The 18,879-nt window shown below is 42.1% G+C and carries 17 protein-coding genes; 11 read left to right on the top strand and 6 right to left on the bottom strand.

What is annotated here, in order from left to right:
* Nucleotides 1-178: 178 nt before the first annotated feature.
* The 5 genes from G5S32_RS04035 to G5S32_RS04015 all read left to right on the top strand — a co-directional run bounded on the left by G5S32_RS04035 (nt 179) and on the right by G5S32_RS04015 (nt 4,668).
* Nucleotides 179-1,093 (top strand): TIGR01777 family oxidoreductase, encoded by a 915-nt coding sequence (locus tag G5S32_RS04035; RefSeq protein ID WP_165310604.1) that lies wholly within the window; start codon nt 179-181, stop codon nt 1,091-1,093.
* Between the two features lie 18 nt (nt 1,094-1,111).
* Nucleotides 1,112-1,939 carry an SDR family oxidoreductase gene (locus G5S32_RS04030; RefSeq protein ID WP_165310603.1) on the top strand — a complete coding sequence of 276 codons (828 nt, stop codon included), beginning with the start codon at nt 1,112-1,114 and terminating at the stop codon, nt 1,937-1,939.
* Between the two features lie 343 nt (nt 1,940-2,282).
* Nucleotides 2,283-3,137: a co-chaperone YbbN gene (locus G5S32_RS04025; RefSeq protein WP_165310602.1), complete on the top strand. Its 855-nt coding sequence runs from the start codon at nt 2,283-2,285 to the stop codon at nt 3,135-3,137.
* 155 nt (nt 3,138-3,292) lie between these two features.
* A complete protein-coding gene (locus G5S32_RS04020; RefSeq protein WP_165310601.1) occupies nt 3,293-4,222 on the top strand; it encodes an SPFH domain-containing protein in 930 nt (309 codons plus the stop codon).
* Entirely contained in the window at nt 4,219-4,668 is a 450-nt protein-coding gene (locus G5S32_RS04015; protein WP_165310600.1) for an NfeD family protein, read from the top strand. Before G5S32_RS04020 ends, G5S32_RS04015 begins: the two co-directional genes overlap by 4 nt.
* Before the next feature lie 219 nt (nt 4,669-4,887).
* Here G5S32_RS04015 and cueR read toward each other — a convergent pair whose 3' ends face one another.
* The 5 genes from cueR to zipA all read right to left on the bottom strand — a co-directional run bounded on the left by cueR (nt 4,888) and on the right by zipA (nt 10,658).
* Nucleotides 4,888-5,292, bottom strand: a complete 405-nt coding sequence (gene cueR / locus G5S32_RS04010; protein WP_165310599.1) for a Cu(I)-responsive transcriptional regulator — start codon at nt 5,290-5,292, stop codon at nt 4,888-4,890.
* 61 nt (nt 5,293-5,353) lie between these two features.
* The gene (locus tag G5S32_RS04005; protein ID WP_165310598.1) at nt 5,354-6,148 is read right to left on the bottom strand and encodes a hypothetical protein; all 795 of its coding nucleotides are present in this window, start codon (nt 6,146-6,148) and stop codon (nt 5,354-5,356) included.
* 78 nt (nt 6,149-6,226) lie between these two features.
* A complete protein-coding gene (gene chiP / locus G5S32_RS04000) occupies nt 6,227-7,231 on the bottom strand; it encodes a chitoporin (RefSeq protein WP_165310597.1) in 1,005 nt (334 codons plus the stop codon).
* Nucleotides 7,232-7,720: 489 nt separating this feature from the next.
* Entirely contained in the window at nt 7,721-9,730 is a 2,010-nt protein-coding gene (gene ligA / locus G5S32_RS03995) for an NAD-dependent DNA ligase LigA (protein ID WP_165310596.1), read from the bottom strand.
* Nucleotides 9,731-9,794: 64 nt separating this feature from the next.
* On the bottom strand, nt 9,795-10,658 hold the full coding sequence (zipA, locus tag G5S32_RS03990) for a cell division protein ZipA (protein WP_165310595.1): 864 nt from the start codon (nt 10,656-10,658) through the stop codon (nt 9,795-9,797).
* A 238-nt stretch (nt 10,659-10,896) separates the two neighbouring features.
* On the opposite strand from zipA, the gene cysZ reads away from it, so the two are divergent.
* The 5 genes from cysZ (at nt 10,897) to crr (ending at nt 15,810) form a co-directional block, all read left to right on the top strand.
* Nucleotides 10,897-11,640 carry a sulfate transporter CysZ gene (gene cysZ, locus G5S32_RS03985; RefSeq protein ID WP_165310594.1) on the top strand — a complete coding sequence of 248 codons (744 nt, stop codon included), beginning with the start codon at nt 10,897-10,899 and terminating at the stop codon, nt 11,638-11,640.
* A 170-nt stretch (nt 11,641-11,810) separates the two neighbouring features.
* The gene (cysK, locus tag G5S32_RS03980) at nt 11,811-12,779 is read left to right on the top strand and encodes a cysteine synthase A (protein ID WP_165310593.1); all 969 of its coding nucleotides are present in this window, start codon (nt 11,811-11,813) and stop codon (nt 12,777-12,779) included.
* Nucleotides 12,780-13,073: 294 nt separating this feature from the next.
* On the top strand, nt 13,074-13,331 hold the full coding sequence (locus G5S32_RS03975) for an HPr family phosphocarrier protein (RefSeq protein WP_102940220.1): 258 nt from the start codon (nt 13,074-13,076) through the stop codon (nt 13,329-13,331).
* Nucleotides 13,332-13,471: 140 nt separating this feature from the next.
* Complete coding sequence (ptsI, locus tag G5S32_RS03970; RefSeq protein ID WP_165310592.1) at nt 13,472-15,196, top strand: phosphoenolpyruvate-protein phosphotransferase PtsI; 1,725 nt, start codon at nt 13,472-13,474, stop codon at nt 15,194-15,196.
* Nucleotides 15,197-15,300: 104 nt separating this feature from the next.
* Nucleotides 15,301-15,810 (top strand): PTS glucose transporter subunit IIA, encoded by a 510-nt coding sequence (gene crr, locus G5S32_RS03965; RefSeq protein WP_042486447.1) that lies wholly within the window; start codon nt 15,301-15,303, stop codon nt 15,808-15,810.
* A gap of 204 nt (nt 15,811-16,014) precedes the next feature.
* Here the strand turns inward: crr and G5S32_RS03960 are convergent, their stop codons facing one another.
* Nucleotides 16,015-17,166: a 2-octaprenyl-3-methyl-6-methoxy-1,4-benzoquinol hydroxylase gene (locus tag G5S32_RS03960; RefSeq protein WP_165310591.1), complete on the bottom strand. Its 1,152-nt coding sequence runs from the start codon at nt 17,164-17,166 to the stop codon at nt 16,015-16,017.
* Between the two features lie 277 nt (nt 17,167-17,443).
* Between G5S32_RS03960 and miaB the strand changes: the two genes are divergently transcribed.
* Nucleotides 17,444-18,868, top strand: a complete 1,425-nt coding sequence (miaB, locus tag G5S32_RS03955) for a tRNA (N6-isopentenyl adenosine(37)-C2)-methylthiotransferase MiaB (protein WP_165310590.1) — start codon at nt 17,444-17,446, stop codon at nt 18,866-18,868.
* Nucleotides 18,869-18,879 lie beyond the last annotated feature (11 nt).

The following is an 18,879-nucleotide window of genomic DNA, read 5'->3' as shown; positions in this document are numbered from 1 at the left end:
TCAGCATGGCAAAAGAATCTCTGGGTCGGTGTGACCTAAGTACAGAGCTGAGGAAAAAATTATCACAAGTAAAAACAGTGTATTGGAAGTTACGATTGAATCTCGTAATCTGATCAACACAGAGCGGCTTCAAGCAAGCTTGTGTTAATGCCTATACTTAGATACCAAAGGAGAGGCTATGAAAATACTTATTACTGGCGGAACTGGATTTATTGGGCGTGAGTTATTGAAATTGCTCATGACCGAGCAAATTACCGTGTTAACGCGCAATACTGAAAACGCTAAACACCAGCTCAATCATATTCATAGCGGGAATCTCAACTTCATCAACTCTCTAAACGACCTACAAGATCTCAATCACTTCGATGCCGTGATCAACTTAGCAGGCGAGCCAATTGCGAATAAACGTTGGAGCAAAAAGCAAAAATCACATATCTGCCGCAGCCGATGGAACATAACGGAGCAGTTAGTCTCACTCATTCACGCCAGCACTAAACCACCAGAGGTGTTCATTAGTGGCTCTGCTGTAGGCTATTACGGAGACCAACAATCTCATCCTTTTGACGAAAGCCTACATGTTCACCATGAAAGTTTTTCTCACCAAGTATGTAATACTTGGGAGCAAATAGCCTTGCGAGCACAATCAGACAGAACCAGAGTATGTTTGCTAAGAACGGGAGTTGTTCTTTCTCCAAAAGGCGGGGCATTACAAAAAATGCTTCCACCGTACAAATTAGGTGTTGGTGGACCTATTGGTTCAGGTCAACAATACATTCCTTGGATACATATGACCGATATGGTTCACGCAATTATGTTCCTTCTCTCGACTGAACATGCACAGGGGCCTTTTAACCTTTGTGCGCCACATCCTGCGACCAATGCTGTTTTTAGTCAAAACTTAGCATCCGCAATTAGACGTCCGCATATTCTGTTCACACCTAAATGGGCGATAAAACTGCTCATGGGAGAAGCAGCTGAATTATTACTCGATAGCATGCGGGCAAAACCAAAAAAACTGACCGAACTGGGGTTCCAGTTTCAGTTTTCCCATATCGAACCAGCTCTGAAGAACTTACTTCAACACACCCATTAATCTTAGTTAGGGATAAACATGGCGCATTCAATATTGATCACAGGTTGCTCTTCAGGCATTGGATACATGGCGGCTCACGCCCTGCACAAGAGAGGATATCAAGTTATTGCTTCATGTCGAAAAGAAGAAGATGTACAAAGGCTTATTGGCGAAGGATTAACTTGTATCCAGCTTGATTTAGCCGATGATGAGAGTATCAAGCTAGGTGTAGAACAAGCACTAAAGCTTTCAAACCAAAAACTTTCAGCTTTGTTTAATAATGGCGCTTATGGTCAACCAGGGGCATTAGAAGATTTACCGACACAAGCATTACGTCAGCAACTTGAAACAAACTTGTTTGGTTGGCACACACTGACAACCACACTTTTACCTCACTTCCGCCAACAAGGCTTTGGTCGAATTGTCCAGAACAGCTCTATCCTGGGTTTTGCTGCAATGAAATACCGCGGAGCGTACAATACCTCGAAGTTTGCTTTAGAAGGTTGGACTGACACTATCCGCTTAGAGCTTAGAAACACCAATATCAAAATTAGTATCATTGAGCCCGGTCCAATTGAAACTCAATTTAGAGCGAACGGTTTACGCGCATTTAAACAGTGGATAAACATAGAAGCGAGTGTCCACCACTCTGAGTATGAAACTCAGTTGGCTCGTTTAAGCAAAGAGACCTCGAATAACCGATTTGTTCTGCCACCGGAAGCCTGCTTAGAACCTTTGATTCATGCTTTAGAGTCTACAAAACCCAAATTGCGCTATCGGATAACAACCCCTACGAAGATCGCTGCAGTTCTAAAGCGAATTTTACCGGGGTCTATGCTTGATAAGCTTCTCCATAAAGCGGCATAGACAACATCAAAAATATTTTTCTTACCGAGTAAATTGTCATTTATTCGCAACATTCCACATTGATACTGCGCAGATATTAAGCAAGTTATTTGTATTGAGTAAGGTGTGTTGAGTTCATCTATGACATTAAACCAGTGTAATTGGCTTGGTATTTGTATTGCGCTCATCGTAATAGTGACGATCTAATGCCTTGCGTTCGAAACAAAAAAACCACCACTAGGTGGTTTTTTTGTTTATTTATCCTTGAGATCGACCATTATTAAATACTTGAATTCCTGGTTTCAGCCCCCATTTCTCATTCATAATATCAGTGCTCAAAATGCAGTAGCTATAAGGAATGTCCATGCAGTCACCCTATATCGTTGACGTTAACCAACATAATTTTCGTCAGGTACTCGAAAGTTCAGCATCTACTCCAATCCTGTTTTATTTTTGGGCGCCGATAAGTAAAGAAAGCGCGCAGATGATCCCTGCACTTCAACAGCTGACTCAGCAATACAGCGGCATATTTACACTGGCTATGCTCAATTGTCAGGACGAACAAGCCATTGCAGCTCAGTTCGGTGTTCAAGCATTACCGACCATCGCTTTGTTTATTAATGGGCAACCTGTCGATGGAATCGGCGGCCCGCAACCTATCGAAGCGGTACAAGAAATGCTGAATCGTCATTTGCCAAGTCAAGATGAAATGATGCTAAATCAGGCATTGGACCTCATTCAAACACAGCAGCACCAACAAGCTCTCACACTCCTGTTAGCTCTACCTGAAGATCTAAAACGCAAAGGTGATGTAAAGCTTGCTCTGGCAGATTGTTTTATTGAAACAGGGCAAACTGAAGCGGCAAAAGTTGAACTGGAAACCATTCCACTGGAATACCAAGATGGATACTACAAAAGCTTAATGGCGAAACTTGAACTGCATGACCAAGCATCCAATAGCCCTGAAATTCAATCATTAGAAACCGCATTGGCAGCAAACCCACAGGATGCAAAAATCGCTGTAGAACTCGCAACTCAATATCATCAGGTGAAACGGGATGAAGAAGCACTTGAACTGCTATGGGGGTTCCTAAAATCCGATTTGAATACATTGGATGGTGAGATAAAGAAAACCTTTATGGATATTCTCAGCGCGATAGGTCAAGGTAACAGTATCGCTGGTAAATATCGCCGACAATTATACTCACTTTTGTACTAATAATTGCTATCAATAGGCAGGTTAATAACACCTGCCTTTTTTCTGAACCCTACTACAAAATACATGTGTAAACATTGTTCATTATAGTTCTATACGACAAACTGCTTTCAGGGCTAATAGCCCTATATACACAATTAACTCAATAAGGACATGTTATGGCTTTTGATTCACTCATTGCTATCGGTGTGTTTGTTTTTCTAGCAATTGTTTTCATTTTTTCAGCAGTAAAAACGGTACCTCAAGGAAATAATTGGACGGTAGAGCGATTCGGTCGTTACACCCATAGTCTAAAACCGGGTCTAAACATCATCATTCCATTTATCGATAAAGTTGGTCGTAAGATCAACATGATGGAACGTGTGCTTGATATTCCAGCTCAAGAAGTGATCAGTAAAGATAACGCGAATGTCGTTATCGACGCGGTCTGCTTTGTACAAGTTATCGACGCAGCAAAAGCAGCGTATGAAGTAAATGACTTAGAAAACGCGATTCGTAATCTTACTTTAACTAACATGCGTACTGTGCTTGGTTCTCTGGAACTGGATGAAATGCTCAGTCAACGTGACATGATTAACACTAAACTACTCGCTATTGTTGACCAGGCAACCAACCCTTGGGGAGTAAAAGTCACTCGTATCGAAATCAAAGATGTACAGCCACCGACGGACTTAACCGAAGCGATGAATGCACAGATGAAAGCAGAGCGTATGAAGCGAGCATCCATCCTCGAAGCTGAAGGTGTTCGTCAGGCCGAGATCCTAAAAGCTGAAGGTCAAAAACAGTCTGAAATTCTAAAAGCTGAAGGTGAAAAACAAGCGGCAATTCTTCAAGCAGAAGCCCGTGAACGTGCCGCAGAAGCAGAAGCAAGAGCAACCGAAATGGTATCGCAAGCAATTGCACAAGGTGACATGCAAGCCGTGAATTACTTTATAGCCCAAGGTTATACAGACGCACTGAAAGCCATTGGTCAGGCAGAAAATGGGAAAATCATTATGCTACCATTGGAAGCAACAGGCTTAATGGGCTCTGTTGCAGGTATTGCTGAAATGTTCAAACAAACCAACAAAAAAGAGGCTGACTCTTGATCACACTTTTGTCTGAGCTCAACCATTGGCACTGGCTAGCCTTTGGCTTATGCCTGTTAGCAGTAGAGCTATTAGGTACAGCAGGTTACTTCCTTTGGCTAGGCATATCAGCTCTTATCGTGGGCATGATAGTTTCTTTCTTGCCGATTAGTTGGCAGCTTCAATGGATGTCATTTGCTAGCTTTTCACTTATCACCACTTGGCTGTGGTGGAGAAAGCAACTCTCTACTGATAAAAAAGATGACGCACATAGAGAGCTGAATCAAAAAGATAAACAACTGATTGGAAAGACTTCAGTTGTCGAACAAGATGTAGAAGGTGGTCAGTTCCGTCTAGCGCTTGGCGATACAACCTGGACTGCAGAATGTGATACACCATTACGAGCTGGTACCCGTGTCAAGGTTGTAGAAGTTAATGGCATTGTCGTAAAAGTTGAGCCTGTTTAAACAATAATACCATTCTGGAAAATTTCCTGATCAGTGAATGGGCGTCGATAAGCAAACCCTCCGAGCCATGGATGGCTCGGCGGAGCTTCAGGGACGAATGAATGCGCGTTTGCGTTTGACGCCTATTCGCTGTTCTGCCGATGCTCAGTCTGATCATATTTTTATCTAGGATGGTATAAGTCTATCTCTAAGAGAATAATGCAAGCCAAGTGGCTTGCATTATTTCGTATGACAACAATGTCCTTTGAGATCATCAATGATTGGACATTCGCTTCCTTCATCTCCGGGACATTCCCGAATCCAGACTTCGAGCTGCTGCTTGATTACTGTGAGTTCTTTAAGTTTCTGCTCAACATTTTTGAGTTTCTGCTGGGCTTTTTCTTTAACAGCAGAACTGCTCCTTTCTGGATCATTGGCCAAATTGAGCATGGCTTTACATTCATCAAGACTAAAACCGACACCTTTGCAACGAGCAATAAGATTGAGATCATCTACATGCTGGCTTTGATAATCACGGTACCCGTTATCTAAACGATGTGGTGGCTTAATTAACCCTTTCTCTTCGTAGAGTCTGATGGATTTAGCCGTCAAGCCTGTCTTCTTAGATACTTCACTGATGTTCATGGTTAATTGACATTATTTTAAGACACAGTTAAACTATGCCTTTAATTAATCTAAATAGCAATTACTCTTGGTGAATCAGCCAAGATAAGATCTCTGACTTCTCTGCTTTATTGGCTTTATCATACCAATACGCCATCATTTCCACGGCTTTACTCTCACTTTGAATCATATTGGTTACCGACGTTCTTTGGCTGAATGCCCAATCAGAAAACTGCTTTTGTTGTTCCGCAGAACCTTCATTGAACCAATATTGGACCATATCTAGAGATTTACTCTTAACCTCAGTAGGTGCAGTCACTTGCTGTGATTTTTTGCTCATCGCATACACAGCTTCATTGTTGACTGCATCAAAATAGGCTTTAGGCAAAGAAAATGTCACTACATTTTTGTTGGTCTTAGATGACAAAGTGAACTCAACTTTATCGCCTTTAAACTGCGATATTGATGTTTCGCTTAAAGGAAATTGGAACCACTGAGTAACAGTGCAATGTTCAGTACAGGTTTCAGCTTGAGGACGGTAGTCAACGATTGGAGTATGTTCATTATTTACCATGACGCTATCAAAACGGTCATAGTTTTTGAATGTGGTTACATTCATATCAACGTACGACTCTTTTACATCCAGATTAACTTCTTTAGCAAAATTACCTACATAGAATAGTGAGGTTTTCACAACGTCAGCACCAACTACGGCTTTAGAATCGGGCATAATTTCTTTTGCTACGATCTGAACATAATTCTGTCTTTCTTTTACCGACTTAACAACATCATTAAATGAACTAGAGCTGTCTAAAGTGCTGCAGCCATTTAAAGTTACAACCGTTGCCATAAATAATGATGCTTTAAATTTCTTCATACTCTTTTTATCCAGGAATGCTAGGTAAAACACCGGCAATTAGCCGGTGTTTTAATTAAGTTAGGCATTTAGCAACGGCTAGAAACCATACTCCATACCGACTCGAACAAATGCTTTCTTATCATCAGCGTTATAAGCGTCATGCTGACCTACACGTAAGTAAGGAACAAAGCCGTTTTTAACATACATTAACTGCGCAGATAGCACTTCATCATCATCGCCTTGCTTCGCGCCATTAACTTCTGATTCTAAGTTAGCTGCGTAACCTACTTTCACGCCCCAAGGACCATTCCAGTATTGCCCGATAATTGAAAGTTGACCTTGTTCACCTTCTTCACCTGCTACAGTTTTAGATTCACCCTCACTAAACTTGTAAGCACCAGCGAGACCAAAACCTGCAGGAAGCGGTAACTCGAAACCTACAATATATGCAGTTGAGTCAAAATCAGTACCCGCATATTTTGCATTCGACTCATAGCCACCGTGTAACGTTACAATATTAGCGACATTATAGTGAACACCAAAACCTAGGTGATTTGAACCATCAGTTGCAGTATCACCACGACCAACAGACGCATTAAAAGTTAAACCACCAAATGCTGGTGAATCATAGCGTGCAATATCGCCTTTACGGTCATAGTGAGCTTTAACGTCACCACCCCAGTCAAACACTCGGCCTAAACCTGGGTTTGAATATGGCCAGTCAACAATTTCATAAAGAGGAGTGAGCATGCGACCGAAGCGGACTTTACCCCAGTCACCTTGTAAACCTAAGAAAGTGTCACGAGCACCGAGTGTAGAACCTGTACCGTCTTCACCTACATAGCCAGACTCGATTTGCATGAACACATTAACGTTATCAAACATGTCTTTGCTTGCACGGAAACCAATACGTGATTCGTTTTCGTAGTCATAACCTGAGCCGTCTTGTTGGTAGAAAGCTGAGATAGCTGCAACACCGTATGCTTGAACATTAAAATCAGAAAGTACGCCGATTTGACCTGTTTCGCCTTCTGCGAATGCAGATGTTGAAGCGATAGCGATTGCCGCACCGATAAGTGTGCGTTTAAATACTTTTTCCATGGAAAAACTCCTAAAAAAATAGTCATAGCTGTTTGTTTTGTCTCTCTTAAGTTGGCCGCCGAAGAGAAGACTAATTTTGTGAGTATTATTGCGAGTCAACCCGCCCTAAAAACTCTGAATGCACGAGTACATTCATATAACTAGACTAACTTTATGGAGTAAAACATCAATGAGAACTTAATTTTCGACTAAAAAAATATGAACTCGAGCAAACTTTAATCAAGTAAGTGACCAAGATCTCAATCTCAAACATACAATACAGTTAAAAATATATTAACCATATAAAACAAACAGTTATTAAAAATAAAACATGCACAAGGTGAAATGAATCGCATATTTAATAATGATCGCAGCAATAGATACAGATGCTTACATTTCAATTATTGACCAGTGTCATTAGCATTTGTGACAAATATGTTTAAAGTTATTTCACGGATAAAATAAAAGCCCCTGAAGTTCCCCACAGAGGCTTTTTCAATAAAAATGCGTTTATTTCATTAAGTCTAAAAGATCTTGTTCACTACGAATTTCCACTCCAAGTTCTTGCGCTTTTGCTAACTTTGAACCGGCAGCTTCACCAGCAAAAAGTATATCCGTGTTCTTCGAAACACTACCCGTCACTTTGGCACCAAGAGCTTGAAGAGCAGCCTTCGCATCACCACGAGAAAGCTGTGATAAAGAGCCAGTCAATACAACTATTTTTCCAGCTAGGGGTTGTGGAACATCTTCACTTTGTGGTTCGATGTCTTGCCATTGAACTCCAAGATCAATCAGTTCCTGAATCACTTTTTTGTTATTCTCTTGAGCAAAGAAGCTGTGAATATGGTTCGCTACCACATTTCCGACATCGGGTACTTCAATTAGCTGCTCAACTGTCGCTTGGCTGACCGCATCCAGATTTGAGAAATATTGCGCTAAATTTAGCGCGGTCGCTTCACCGACTTCTCGAATCCCCAACGAATACATAAAACGGGGTAACGTTGTTTGCTTTGACTTCTCTAGAGCATTAACAATGTTCTGCGCTGATTTTGGTCCCATGCGTTCAAGAATGGTTAGCTCACCAGCTCGTAACTTAAACAAGTCAGCGGGTGTCACTACCATTTCTTTATCAACTAGTTGCTCGATAACTTTATCGCCTAAACCATCCACATCCATCGCTTTACGGGAAACAAAATGTTTAAGAGCCTCTTTGCGTTGTGCCTGACAGACTAACCCGCCAGTACAGCGGGCAACAGCCTCACCTTCAATACGTTCGATGGCAGACTGACAAACAGGACAAGTTACCGGAAATATAATCTCTCGAGCTGTTTCAGGGCGCATTTCTTCAACCACAGACACAATTTGTGGGATCACATCACCAGCACGGCGAATAATAACAGTGTCGCCAACTTTTACGCCGAGGCGCTCAATTTCATCAGCATTGTGTAACGTTGCGTTACTAACTGTCACTCCTCCAACAAATACTGGGTCCAATTTAGCAACAGGGGTGATTGCACCAGTTCGCCCAACCTGAAACTCAACATCATTTAAAGTGGTCATCTCTTCCTGAGCGGGGAACTTATAGGCAATTGCCCAGCGAGGCGCGCGAGCTACGAAGCCAAGCTGTTCTTGCAGAGTAACGTCATCCAGTTTGATAACCACACCGTCAATTTCATATGGCAGTTCAGCCCTGCGTTGTAGGATGCCTTGATAGTACGCTTTGACATCATCCAAAGACGCAACTCGCTTCGTCTCTGGGCACATAGGCAATCCCCAACTTTTTAGCTGAATAAAGCGATCATAGTGGCTAGTCGAAAGATCCCCACCTTCAATAACGCCAACGCTATATGCGTAGAAAGCCAGTGGACGCTTTGCCGTAATACGTGAATCTAGCTGACGCAGACTGCCTGCGGCTGCATTTCGTGGATTAACAAAAACCTTCTCGCCTTTTTTCATAGCAAGTTCATTCATTTTGTCAAAGCCCGCTTTTGGCATGAAAACTTCACCACGAACCTCTATGCGTTGCGGCCAAGAGTCACCTTGCAGTTTTAAAGGAATGGATTTTATTGTTCGAACGTTTTCGGTAATGTTCTCACCTGTCGCACCGTCGCCACGAGTTGCAGCTCTAACCAGAATACCATTCTCGTAAAGCAAACTTACGGCGAGCCCGTCAAGCTTAGGTTCACAACAAAATTCAGCTTGCTTTGCAGCTGGAACTCGATCGCCCATTCGACGATTAAACGCATTAAGTTCATCATCATCAAATGCGTTATCCAAAGACAGCATAGGGATTTCATGAGTAACCGGTTCAAATCCGCTTAATGGCATCCCGCCGACTCTCTGACTTGGAGAATCAGAAGTGACTAATTCTGGATTAGCTTCTTCTAAATCGAGTAACTCGCGCATCAAGCGGTCATATTCAGCATCAGGAATCGTCGGGTCATCTTCAACGTAATAGCGAACCGCATGAAGATGTAGCGTTTCTCTTAATTCTTTTAGCCTTTGCTCTACGTTTTGCATTTTTTATTCTCTCGAATCATGAAAAAAGGCTCCGACTCGGAGCCTTTTAATAATAACTGTTCGCTTACTGCTGAGCAGCTTTCATCTTGAAATCTTGAATTTGTTTTCGGTAAGCATCTAATCGATCTGGCGTCATCATATTGCGAGAATCGTCCAACACATTACCACTAAGATCGTCAGCAATTTGCTGTGCAGTCTTCAGCATTAGTTTGAAATTCTGAGCAGGGTCACCATAGCAAGGTAAAGTCATAAAGAATGAAATGCCTTTCGTTGTAAACTCAGCTGGATCGTCATGCTTTAGCGTGCCCGGCTGCATCATATTGGCAACGCTGAACAAAACTTTACCGGTTCCCGACATATCTGCATGTCGATGGAAGATATCCATTTCACCGTACAGCAAACCATTTTGTTGCATGCTATCAAATAGCTTTGTCCCAACAAATGGTTCACTCCCTGAGCAGTGAACGTTTAAAACGATCACTTCCATTTCGTCAGGTTGAGAAACTTGCTGCTCTTTATCGTCGGCTTTTGGCTGAACTTCTGTCTTAGCAATAGGAGCAATATCATCACTTTCTTGTTCAACGATCACAGAAGGGACTTCAACTTCCAATGCTTCCGATACTGTGTCATCTGAAACAACATCATCAACATCAGGTTCATAATCAGAAATCAACGGGTCTGTTTTTGGCTCAGCATCTGAAAAACCAAAATCAGGCTCTTTGCGATCCTTACGAATAATCTCGTAATCATCTTCCGGAGTAAATGCACGCGATGGTACTAACTCTTCCTGTACGACATCTAATTTACTAAGCGGCTTATCGCCAAACTTAGATTTCCCTTCTTTCTTACTGGTCCACAGACCATGAAACAGTAAAGCGGCTATCGCTAGCGCGCCTACAACAATGAGTACGAATCGCAATTCCTGCATCTTAAACTCTCAGCTTCTCGATTTCTGATGTCCTGAATTTCACGCTTTCGAAGAACGTCAACCATAGGCAAAATTTCTTATATCGGGATACTCTACCAAAACTCTACCCCGATTTAGAACAACTTAATGTTATAAGTTGAGATAACAATGTGATTTTTAGCATTCTTTCATTCTGATTTCACTTGGTTACAATACAACACTCCCCCTCAGGGCACTTTAATAAGATACGGAATAGGCTATGCAATTGAAACAGCGCTCAGGCTTAGGTTACTTTTTTTACGGATTCGAACTGGCTGTATCACCCGGAATCCGACGTTTCGTGATTCTACCATTGCTGGCGAACATAGTATTAGTTGGTGGTGCTTTATATTATCTTTTTATTCATTTAGATGAGTGGATTAACAGTTGGATGGGCCATATACCAAGTTTTCTATCTTGGCTAAGCTATATTCTATGGCCGTTGTTAGTGCTCACAATTTTGGCAACGTTTTCTTATTTCTTCAGCACATTGGCTAACTTTATTGCAGCTCCCTTCAATGGGCTGCTTGCGGAAAAGGTTGAACAAAAGCTGATTGGCGAGAAGATCAATGAGGATGGGGTATTGGATTTTGTAAAAGACATTCCCCGGATTATGGCTCGTGAATGGCGTAAACTGATTTATGTATTACCAAAGGCGATTGGACTGTTTATCTTGTTACTGATCCCTGCAGTTGGGCAAACTATTGGTCCTTTTGCTTGGTTTATCTTTACCGCTTGGATGCTAGCAATTCAATACTGTGACTACCCATTTGATAATCACAAAATTTCATTTCATGAGATGAGAAACAGTTTGAAACAAAATCAAAGCAAAGCTTATGGTTTTGGTATTTTGGTCGCCTTTCTGACAACAATACCTATTATTAATTTAATCGTTATGCCTGTAGCTGTATGCGGCGCAACAGCAATGTGGGTATGTGAATTCAAGCATGGCCACAAAAGTTAATACGGTATTGTAATCATTTGAATTGAGTAAAGTGCTGAAAAATCTCTTCTATCTATAAGATATAACGATTTAATCCTTTTACCTTTTCAAGTGAGCACATATGCTCTTTTCGTATCCGCTAACGTATCGTTTCATCGATATCCAAATATGCGCAATGAAGGAATATAACAATGAGCAAAATCTACGAAGACAACTCACTGACTATTGGTAACACACCTCTAGTACGACTAAATAAAGTCAGCAAAGGAAAAGTATTAGCGAAAGTTGAATCTCGCAACCCAAGCTTTAGCGTGAAATGCCGTATCGGTGCAAACATGATATGGGAAGCAGAAAAGCAAGGCTTACTTAAACCTGGCGTTGAGCTAGTAGAACCAACAAGTGGTAACACTGGTATCGCTCTTGCCTTTGTTGCTGCTGCTCGTGGTTATAAGCTAACTCTAACCATGCCAGAATCAATGAGCTTGGAGCGCCGTAAACTTCTAAAGGCATTAGGAGCAAATCTTGAGCTAACAGAAGCAGCTAAAGGCATGAAAGGTGCGATTGCTAAAGCTGAAGAAATCGTTGCAAGCAACCCAGAAAAATACCTGCTTCTACAACAGTTCAACAACCCTGCAAACCCTCAAATTCACGAAAAAACCACTGGCCCTGAGATTTGGGAAGCCACTGATGGCCAAATTGATGTGTTCGTTGCGGGTGTAGGTACTGGCGGTACGCTAACAGGTACAAGCCGTTTCATTAAAGGCGAAAAAGGTAAGGCCATTATCTCAGTTGCTGTTGAACCTGCTGAATCACCAGTGATCACTCAAGCACTTGCGGGTGAAGAAATTAAACCAGCACCACACAAAATCCAAGGTATCGGTGCAGGTTTCATCCCTGGCAACCTAGATTTAGACCTCATTGACCGTGTTGAAACCGTTACTTCAGATGAAGCAATTGAGATGGCTCGTCGTCTAATGGAAGAGGAAGGTATCCTTGCGGGCATCTCTTCTGGCGCAGCAGTTGTTGCCGCTAATCGCTTAGCTGAACTACCTGAATTTGAAGGAAAAACTATCGTAACCGTATTACCAAGCTCTGGTGAACGTTACCTAAGTACAGCCCTATTTTCAGGCATTTTCACGGAAAAAGAAATCCAACAGTAATATGTGGTTAAATCAATTTTTCATCTAAAAAAGCCCCTTTGAGGGGCTTTTTTGTTGACCCTATTTCTACCTTTGGTAATATCACCCTGTTTTATTTTTAGCTTCAAAATAAAGAAGCACAAAAATTCTAGCTCAATGGTAACTGCCCACTCACAGGGAATACGATTGACGAATTTTAGATCAGTATCAGTTCTAACACGAAAAGCGCGTTACTCTGCTAGCAGAAACGAAGTTCTACGGTTAAGCTAAACTGGTTAATAAACTTACAAAAAATAAATTATTGGGGTATATCACATGTACGAGAAGAAAGTAGAAATTACTGCAGAAAACGGTCTTCACACTCGTCCAGCAGCACAATTCGTAAAAGAAGCTAAAGCTTTCGACGCGGATATCACTGTAACTTCTAACGGCAAAAGTGCTAGTGCAAAGAGCCTATTCAAGCTTCAAACACTAGGCCTTGTTAAAGGTACTGTAGTAACTATCTCTGCAGAAGGTCCTCAAGCTCAACAAGCTGTTGACCACCTAGTAGCACTAATGGACCAACTTCACTAATCAGGTCAATTCCAAATCAAAGCCATTTTGTTCAAACAAAGTGGCTTTGTTGGATATTATTCAAAGAATAAGCTAAAAATATCTTTAGCACCTGCGTCCATTTATCTCCCGTTTACAGTTGACCAATTTAAGGTAAAGCTATGATTTCAGGTATCCTAGCATCTCCAGGTATTGCTATCGGTAAAGCACTACTACTTCAAGAAGATGAAATTGTCCTAAATACAAACACCATTTCTGACGATCAAGTAGAAGCTGAAGTTGCTCGTTTTTACGACGCTCGCAATAAATCTTCTGCACAGTTAGAAGTCATCAAGCAAAAAGCGCTTGAAACGTTTGGTGAAGAGAAAGAAGCCATCTTTGAAGGCCACATCATGTTGCTTGAAGATGAAGAGCTAGAAGAAGAAATTTTAGCGCTCATCAAAAACGACAAGTTGTCAGCAGATAACGCTATTTACACGGTTATCGAAGAGCAAGCGGCAGCGCTTGAATCTCTTGACGATGAATACCTAAAAGAGCGTGCAACAGATATCCGTGACATCGGCTCTCGTTTCGTTAAAAACGCACTAGGTATTAATGTTGTTTCATTAGCAAACATTAATGAGCAAGTTATTCTAGTTGCTAACGACCTAACTCCATCGGAAACAGCGCAAATCAACCTTGATTACGTGCTTGGTTTCGCTTGTGATATCGGTGGTCGTACTTCTCATACTTCAATCATGGCTCGTTCTCTAGAACTACCAGCGATTGTTGGTACAAACGATATCACTAAGAAAGTTAAGAACGGTGACATGCTCGTTCTTGACGCGATTAACAACAAAATATTTGTTAATCCAACTGCTGCAGAATTAGCTGACGCAGAAAACGAACAACAAGCGTTCGTAGCTGAAAAAGAAGAGCTAGCGAAACTTAAAGATCTTCACGCTGAAACTCTAGACGGTCACCGTGTAGAAGTATGCGGCAACATCGGTACAGTAAAAGACTGTGACGGTATCCTACGCAACGGCGGTGAAGGTGTTGGTCTGTACCGTACTGAGTTCCTATTCATGGACCGTACAGCACTTCCAACTGAAGAAGAACAATACCAAGCTTACAAAGAAGTTGCAGAAGCAATGGAAGGGCAAGCGGTTATTATCCGTACTATGGATATCGGTGGCGACAAAGATCTTCCATACATGGATCTTCCAAAAGAGATGAACCCGTTCCTAGGCTGGCGTGCAGTACGTATCAGTTTAGATCGTCGTGAAATTCTACGTGACCAGCTACGCGGTATCCTACGTGCATCGGCACACGGTAAACTACGTATCATGTTCCCGATGATCATCTCAGTTGAAGAGATCCGTGCACTTAAAGAAGCTATCGAAGAATACAAAGCTGAACTTCGCGAAGAAGGCCTTGCATTCGATGAAAACATCGAAATCGGCGTAATGGTTGAAACACCAGCCGCTGCTGCAATTGCACACCACCTAGCGAAAGAAGTGTCATTCTTCTCTATCGGTACTAACGATTTGACTCAATACACGCTAGCCGTTGACCGTGGTAACGAGATGATTTCTCATCTTTACAACCCACTGTCTCCAGCAGTACTTACTGTTATCAAACAAGTTATCGATGCATCACATGCAGAAGGTAAATGGACTGGTATGTGTGGTGAGCTTGCAGGCGATGAGCGCGCAACACTGCTTCTACTAGGTATGGGCTTAGATGAGTTCTCAATGAGTGGTATCTCTATCCCTAAAGTGAAGAAAGTTGTTCGTAACGCTAACTTCGCAGAAGTGAAAGCAATGGCTGAGGAAGCACTTTCTCTACCAACTGCTGCTGAAATCGAAGCATGTGTTGAAAAATTCATCGCAGAGAAAACTCAATAATCTGTGAATACCAATGATTTAGACGACTAAAAGTAGTCGTCTATTGTTTTTGATTGGTATACTATACTTCGACAGAATATTTTAAACGTTAGGAGCATGACACAATGGGTCTGTTTGACAAACTGAAAAAGCTAGTCTCTGATGACAGCGCTGACGCAGGTGCAATTGAAATTATCGCACCTCTTTCTGGTGAAATCGTTAATATCGAAGATGTGCCAGATGTCGTGTTTGCTGAGAAAATCGTTGGCGACGGTATCGCTATCAAACCATCTGGCAACAAAATGGTTGCTCCAGTAAATGGTACTATTGGTAAGATTTTCGAAACTAACCACGCATTCTCTATCGAGTCTGATGACGGTGTTGAACTATTCGTTCACTTCGGTATCGATACTGTAGAACTAAAAGGCGAAGGCTTCAAACGTATCGCTGAAGAAGGTCAATCTGTGAAAGTGGGCGACACTATCATCGAATTCGATCTAGCTCTATTAGAAGAAAAAGCAAAATCTACTCTAACTCCAGTTGTTATTTCTAACATGGACGAAATCAAAGAGCTGAACAAGCTTTCTGGTACTGTCTCTGTTGGTGAAACTGCTGTTCTGCGTGTAACTAAATAACTCGCAAGAGAGATAGTTAGTTCGTTGAATCTAAAAACGCTGCCTAGTGCAGCGTTTTTTGTATCTAATACCATTCTGGAAAATTTCCTGATCAGTGAATGCGCGTTTGCGTTTGACGCCCATTCGCTGCTCGCCGATGCTCAGTCTGATCATATTTTTATCTAGGATGGTATAAATTAATTCTCCCTGAAATATAGGCGCATTCTACAAGCCTAATGCATAACGCAATACCTGATCTTTTGCCGGACCGGCCTGCTCAGCGAGTTTTAAGGCTGCATTACGTACAAACTTCAGGGGCGTAATATCGTTGCTAAACGTCTTGTAAAAGAAATCCATTCCGGCCTGCATCAGCAAGTTATCAGGGCGTCGTTTACATTCATAACGTCTAAATGCATCTAACGTCAACTTGTCCAAAGAATCAGTGCAATTTAACAAAGTCGTCACATCCTTAAAGCCCAAATTGACTCCCTGTCCTGCCAACGGATTAATGGTATGCGCGGAATCACCAACTAATACACAGTTTTTCTTCACATAGGTTTGAGCATGACGGCGCGTCAAAGGAAAAGAGCCTTTTTGTAGAACTTTGATATTACCTAACTCTTGAGGGAAATGAGACAATATCTCTTTTCGTAGTTGCTCATTGGTCATCATGTTTAGCTGTTTAATGCGGCTCGGTGAATCATACCAAACCAGAGAAGCTTGATTGCCACTAAGCGGCAAGAATGAACGAGGGCCCGATGGGAAAAACTGTTGCCAAGTAATATCCTGCTGCCCCTTTTCTGTTTCGACATTAATCAACATACAGTGCTGACGGTAATCCCAAGCAGTGACACCAATATTGGCGTTGGCACGTACTTGAGAATTGGCACCGTCTGCACCTATCACCCAATCACATGTTAATATGGTTCCAGAGTGCAGCTCTACTGTATTTCTATCACCAAATTGGATACTTGATAATTTATCCGGACAAAGCAGAGTGATATTCGAATACTGCTCCATACAGAACCATAAGCCCAACTGAATGACACGGTTTTCAACCATGTAACCTAGCTGCTCCAATCCCAATGACTGAGCAGAGAAACGAGTACGACATTCAGGATGTTCCCAAGTTTCAAGACGACGATAGGGGCAAACACGCATCTTCTCAATACGTTGCCAAGCACCGAGTGAATACAGTAAATCTACCGACGTTTGCGAGATAGCGGAAATGCGAACATCCATCGCTTGAGTTGGTTCAAACTCCTCTGGCTTTGCACCTTCAACAACGGCCACTCTTCGCCCTTGTTTTGCAAAGCCAATCGCAGTTGCGGCACCAACCATGCCACCACCAATCACAACAATGTCAAAATCGTTCATCTTTCCAACTATTCTCTCTATTTATTAACGTCGCTTATTGTACGGAACAGCACTTTTTTTGCGAACGTTTTTGTCACAAAACCTTAGTCTTAACAGGGTAAAAAGCCATGCGTAGCATAGGATTTAAGAGATTTCACCCAATTACTAGTCAGTAAGTTTTTAAAGCAGTACAATACGCGGCTTACCGCCGAGATGGCGGCTAGAATTTGAGCACAAACGGTTAACAAACCCTGTCGCATTCAAGATTTATTTAAGAATTAACACGAGCGAAAGTGAAATGAGTAAGAAACTGCTAATTAAAACCTGGGGTTGCCAGATGAACGAATACGATTCATCAAAAATGGCCGACCTGCTTAACGCTGCTAACGGCTATGAGCTGACTGAAGATCCAGAAGAAGCAGATGTTCTTTTACTTAACACCTGTTCGATTCGTGAAAAAGCACAAGAAAAAGTTTTCCACCAGCTTGGTCGTTGGAAAACTCTGAAAGACAAGAAAGAAGGCGTTGTAATCGGCGTTGGTGGTTGTGTAGCGACTCAAGAAGGTGATCACATTCGTGAACGTGCACCTTTCGTTGACGTGATTTTTGGTCCTCAAACGCTACACCGTTTGCCAGAAATGATTAAACAGTCTCGCACAGACAAGGCTCCAGTCATGGATATTTCTTTCCCAGAGATCGAAAAATTCGACCGACTTCCAGAGCCACGTGCTGAAGGTCCGACTGCTTTCGTGTCTATCATGGAAGGCTGTTCTAAATATTGTACATACTGCGTTGTACCATACACACGTGGTGAAGAAGTTAGCCGTCCAATGGACGATGTACTTTTTGAAATTGCACAGCTTGCAGAACAAGGTGTTCGTGAAGTAAACCTGTTGGGCCAAAACGTTAACGCGTACCGCGGCTCTATGCATGACGGCACTATTTGCTCTTTCGCTGAACTGTTACGCTTAGTTGCAACCATTGATGGTATCGATCGTATTCGCTTTACAACAAGCCACCCACTTGAGTTTACCGATGATATCATTGCTGTTTACGAAGATACTCCTGAGCTCGTGAGCTTCCTTCACCTTCCGGTTCAAAGTGGTAGTGACCGCATTCTGACTATGATGAAGCGTCCACACACAGCAATTGAGTACAAGTCTATTATCCGTAAACTACGTAAAGCTCGTCCTGACATTCAAATCAGTTCTGACTTCATTGTCGCTTTCCCTGGTGAAACAGACAAAGACTTCCAAGACACAATGAAACTGATTCGTGACGTTGATTTTGATATGAGCTTTAGCTTCATTTTCTCACCTCGTCCTGGTACGCCAGCAGCAGACTACCCATGTGATCTAACCGAGCAAGAGAAAAAAGATCGCCTATATGAGCTACAGCAGCAGGTCAACTCGCAAGCAATGCGCTATTCTCGTCTAATGATGGGTACAGAACAGCGTATTTTGGTTGAAGGTACTTCTAAGAAGAATTTAATGGAACTTCGTGGTCGTACAGAAAACAACCGTGTTGTAAACTTTGAAGGTGCACCAGATTTAATCGGTCAGTTCGTTGACGTGAAAATTGTTGATGTATTCCCGAACTCGCTTCGTGGTGAACTGATTCGTACAGAAAAAGAAATGAACCTTCGTGTTGTGACTTCTCCATCAGAAATGATGGCTAAAACAAAACGTGAAGATGAGCTAGGAGTAGCGACGTTTACTCCATAAGCTTTTCGTAA

Origin of the sequence: Vibrio ziniensis (genome assembly GCF_011064285.1) — a bacterium.
Classification (GTDB): domain Bacteria; phylum Pseudomonadota; class Gammaproteobacteria; order Enterobacterales; family Vibrionaceae; genus Vibrio; species Vibrio ziniensis.
Note: the sequence above shows the minus strand (reverse complement) of the source record. Positions and strands in the feature narration are given on the sequence as shown.